4 protein-coding genes and 1 pseudogene are annotated in these 4,182 nt (G+C 41.3%); 4 read left to right on the top strand and 1 reads right to left on the bottom strand.

Annotated elements, in window-relative coordinates:
* Both FTU17_RS16880 and FTU17_RS16885 read left to right on the top strand, forming a co-directional pair.
* Nucleotides 1-92 (top strand): annotated as a pseudogene (locus FTU17_RS16880) (IS1595 family transposase); the annotation flags it as partial.
* A gap of 59 nt (nucleotides 93-151) precedes the next feature.
* On the top strand, nucleotides 152-2,128 hold the full coding sequence (locus FTU17_RS16885) for a hypothetical protein (protein ID WP_257227419.1): 1,977 nt from the start codon (nucleotides 152-154) through the stop codon (nucleotides 2,126-2,128).
* A gap of 68 nt (nucleotides 2,129-2,196) precedes the next feature.
* On the opposite strand, the gene FTU17_RS16890 is transcribed toward FTU17_RS16885, so the two are convergent.
* A complete protein-coding gene (locus FTU17_RS16890; RefSeq protein WP_078192366.1) occupies nucleotides 2,197-2,745 on the bottom strand; it encodes an NUDIX hydrolase in 549 nt (182 codons plus the stop codon).
* A 126-nt stretch (nucleotides 2,746-2,871) separates the two neighbouring features.
* Between FTU17_RS16890 and FTU17_RS16895 the strand changes: the two genes are divergently transcribed.
* Both FTU17_RS16895 and FTU17_RS16900 read left to right on the top strand, forming a co-directional pair.
* Entirely contained in the window at nucleotides 2,872-3,480 is a 609-nt protein-coding gene (locus FTU17_RS16895; protein ID WP_078192365.1) for a CoA pyrophosphatase, read from the top strand.
* 35 nt (nucleotides 3,481-3,515) lie between these two features.
* Nucleotides 3,516-4,046, top strand: coding sequence for a gamma carbonic anhydrase family protein (locus FTU17_RS16900; RefSeq protein WP_078191181.1), 531 nt, complete (start codon nucleotides 3,516-3,518; stop codon nucleotides 4,044-4,046).
* The last annotated feature ends 136 nt before the right edge of the window (nucleotides 4,047-4,182 follow it).

Here is a 4,182-nt window from a genome sequence, read left to right on the forward strand (position 1 = left end):
AGTATTTTGATTATCATCTTAAAGAAACAGAATGGCGTTGGATGAGGGAGCCTAATGAGCTAGCAACAGAGTTGTGGGACCTCATTAGGTAAAACTAAGTGCAAATCTGCTAGTCTAGAGCCAAATTTTATTACCGTTTGCTTTAACGGCATTGGTTGCAGCGCTCAGTGGCTGTGGCGGTGAAAGTGCAAATGTGAATCCTGAAATTTATGATACCAGTACGACTAATGGTACTTGTAAAAGTAATACCGAAGGCTGTGTCGAGTTTGTTTTAGATTATCCAATTGAAGGTCTGAACTTTAATTGTTCGAGCGACGTTAAAAATACCTACATTACCTTGTTCGATCTTAAAGAGGGTGTTTCGACAGGTGCTTGTAAGATTGGCGACACGGTAACTTTCTTTGTCCAAGGTGAAAAATCACGTCGAATTGATTTGGGTAAAGTAGATTTGAAGCAAATTTCAAATGTAGCCAGTGGCACGACACCACCTCGTTTGACCTTATTGGATTTGGCTGCCGGCATCGCGGGTAAACCTGCTGCAACGATTTCGGATACCGATGCAACAGTTAAAGTCGCAATGCGTTTAGCTAAAATCATTCAAGCTTTGGCTTTGAAAAATAATAGCGCAGTGACAGCTACAGATATCCAAGCGGTTTATATCAACAATGCAGATAAAGTACTGATTGATCAAATCACTCGGAATGTCGCGACAGCAGACTTCAGCATCAGTTCTGATATGGAGTTTAATGACCTGTTTACACCTTGGCTAGACTTGTCCGAAGTCAGCAATGAAAATGCATTTACCTTAGTTTCAAAACTCATGAATATCTCAACGGCTGCGGTATATCAGCCTGAGTTTGCGTTATTTTCAACTGATGGCGTAATTACCAATGCCAGTGGTTCAAATGGACTGGTCGGCTGTGACAAAAATGAATGTTTGCCGACCGATAGTTCAAAAGTCAATTTATTTGGTCATTTCATGTTAATGACGGACCGCCAAGGTATGACTTTTGGTAGTGGTTTACAGTGGAAGGGCAAAGTTGATCAACAGTTGAGTACCATTGGTGGTGTGAATGTCTTGCTCTTGACACAGGTACGACCAACACGTTTAACAGCAACGCCACAGGACAATTGGATTGATCCGCTTACCAAGCAAATTGATAAACCTGGCATTCTGGGTTTCCGTTTTGATGCTGAAGAAGCCAACTCTGGCCCTTTGATTATTAAACAAGGGACGCTACTTGCCGACAAAATGGTGGTCGGTACAGGTGGAAGTTTATATAAAACATTAATGGCTAAAAAAGATGATTATGTTCTGACGGCCGATGATAAGAAAAAATTAGGTCTTTGGGAGCAAAACATTAACCAAGTGCAATTTAAAGGCACGATGGATTTATACAAGCTTTATCCGCTGTCGTATTTAGACAAAAAAGTCTTTAAGTCTGTTGAAAATGTTGCCGCTGGACAAAATTATATCTTCCCCTTGTATGCAGATTTAACCTTTAAATTTACCGATACTTCGATTAAAACAGTGAAATTGGGTGTGGTGATTGACCGTAATGGTGATATTCGCACAAATATAAAATCTGGCGTGCCAGACGATGTATTTACTCGTCAAGATAGCCAAATTGTCGACTTGTCTACACACGCGACGGAAGGCTGTAGCGGAAAAGATGTGCTTGACCCACTGTTAATGAAAGATGACAAAGGTGTACAGCAATATCGTATCGGAACGACAACCCGTACCTTTACGCCTGAAGGAAATATCAATCCAAATACCATTTCGATTCGTATGATTTTAGCTGACCCATATTTCCATACGCTTGATGGCGCGCTGATTGGAATGAACTCAAGTGTGAAAACTTCAGCGGATACATCAATGGTTGTAGGCGGGGCTTTAGTGCAGTTACACAATATGATTAATGCCAATGCAGGCACACGTCCCTCTGGCGTTGCTTTGACAGATTCGGATAATAAAGTGGTGAAGTGGGGGAATAGTTTGGCCAGCTTTAGTTATATTTATAGCTTAAAGAATCCAAATGATACTGCTGCGGCTCAAACGGCGAAGTTAAGCGGTGGTGATATTTCTTTAGATTTGGCTCCTTGTTACACCATCAAGGCAAAATAATCATCAAATATGAGTAAAATAAAAAAGCCCATCTTATGATGGGCTTTTTTAATTAAGAGATCTGTAAATTAACCTGTGTGATCGAGTCGCGTACCGAGGGTTTCGAGATGCATTTCAAACTGACCTGTTTTGCGGTCAGCAAAATAATGCCGCAGCGTTCTTTCCACACTAGGAAAGGCTAAATCATCCCAAGGAATATCTTCTTCACTAAATAATCGTGATTCAATAGTTTCATCACCCGCACCAAACTCTCCATTGATTAGTTCAGATTTGAACAAGGCATAAATTTGCCCAATACGGGGAATGTTATACATGCAATACAGTTGCTCTATGTTGACTTCTGCTTCGGCTTCTTCGCGAGTCTCACGTGCTGCGCCTTGCTCCATCGTCTCATAGAGTTCCATATAGCCAGCAGGTAATGTCCACAGCCCATAACGTGGCTCAATCGCACGACGGCAAAGTAAAACTTGATTGTCCCAAACGGCTAAAGCACCACAAATGACTTTAGGATTCACATAATGAATAAACCCACATGCGGTACAAATACGGCGTATCTGATGATCTCCAAGCGGGATCGCTTCTTTTGTTTTTTGTCCGCAGTTTGAGCAAAAGTTCATATTCATCGTCATGGATTGTGTGAACCGTCAGAATAACTTAAAAATAAAACTTTGGCATCATTTCTAACCAGCTTGGCCGAAATTCAGCTATGATGAAAACAAGATAATTATAAGGATGTAATGTGGATGGATGAGGGTTTATTGACTCAGCGATTGCAGCAAAGTTTACGTTTTTCTAAGCGTATTCAACCTGCGCATGCTGCTGTATTGATTGCGATTACCCAAGAAGATAATCCACGTATTTTATTGACCCGCCGCTCACTCTATATGAATAATCATGCCGGTGAAGTGTCCTTTCCCGGTGGCAAACGTGATGCCCAAGACACCAGTAATATCGTGGTGGCGTTAAGAGAAGCCCAAGAAGAAACCGCTCTAAATCCATTTGATGTGCAACTTTTGGGTGATTTGCCAATGCAAAAAGCACGGAATGGGATGTTGGTTAAACCGATCGTGGGGTTGATCCCGCCTGATGTAAATTTGATACCTCAACCCACTGAAATTGACCGTATTTTTTTTGCATCATTAAGACAGCTTTTAGAAACACCGCCAACGCCATATGAAGTTCGTTTTGCCCAGCAATCGCTTTATTTTCCCAGTTTAAGAATCGAAAACGAAATCGTTTGGGGTTTGACTGCACGGATGTTGATTTCCTTATTTCAATATGGTTTGAATTATCAAAAAGAATGGCCTTTTTTATTAAATTCTCCTTCATTTCATTTGGGCCGTGAGCCATAAATCATTTTTAGAAAGTCAAAATAGGATGTTTGATCATGTTGTACAAATTTCAAGGATATAGCCCGAAAGCCACGCATCAACCTTGGGATGGTTGGGTTGCAGAAAATGCAACGGTCATTGGGCAAGTTGAATTAGGCCGAGAAGTGAGTGTCTGGTTCGGAGCCGTCATTCGAGGGGACAACAGTCGTATCAAACTGGGTGATTTTACCAATGTACAAGAAAATGCGGTGTTGCATACCGATGCAGGCATTGAAATGACCATTGGCGATTATGTCACGATTGGGCATCAAGCCATGCTACACGGATGTACCGTAGGTGATAATAGTCTGATTGGAATCAATGCCGTGGTCCTAAATCATGCCGTGATTGGTAAAAATTGCATCATTGGTGCGAATGCTTTAATTCCAGAAGGGAAGGTGATTCCTGATAACTCTGTTGTGATGGGTTCACCGGGTAAGGTTGTTAAGACTTTAGATGAACAAGCGGAAGCACGTCTAAAAATGAGTGCCATGCACTATGCCGCTCATTTTAAACATTTTACTCAACTCGAAGTCGCTGAACTTTAGAACGCTATACATGTCTTGTCCTGAAATAGATTGACAGTATTCCACTTCAAACCGAGTTAAGCAATTAGCTCGGTTTTAGTTTGCTCATACGTCTGATTCGGGGTGTTCATATTTAAACTTAAATGTGGTCTATAAC

Source organism: Acinetobacter sp. YH12070 (assembly GCF_013419625.1).
GTDB classification, from domain to species: Bacteria; Pseudomonadota; Gammaproteobacteria; order Pseudomonadales; family Moraxellaceae; genus Acinetobacter; species Acinetobacter amyesii.

What these genes read in the sequence shown, in the direction of transcription:
- FTU17_RS16890 (WP_078192366.1), bottom strand. Translation starts at nt 2,745, where the DNA reads ATGAACTTTTGCTCAAACTGCGGACAAAAAACAAAAGAAGCGATCCCG.
- FTU17_RS16895 (WP_078192365.1), top strand. Translation starts at nt 2,872, where the DNA reads ATGGATGAGGGTTTATTGACTCAGCGATTGCAGCAAAGTTTACGTTTT.
- FTU17_RS16900 (WP_078191181.1), top strand. Translation starts at nt 3,516, where the DNA reads ATGTTGTACAAATTTCAAGGATATAGCCCGAAAGCCACGCATCAACCT.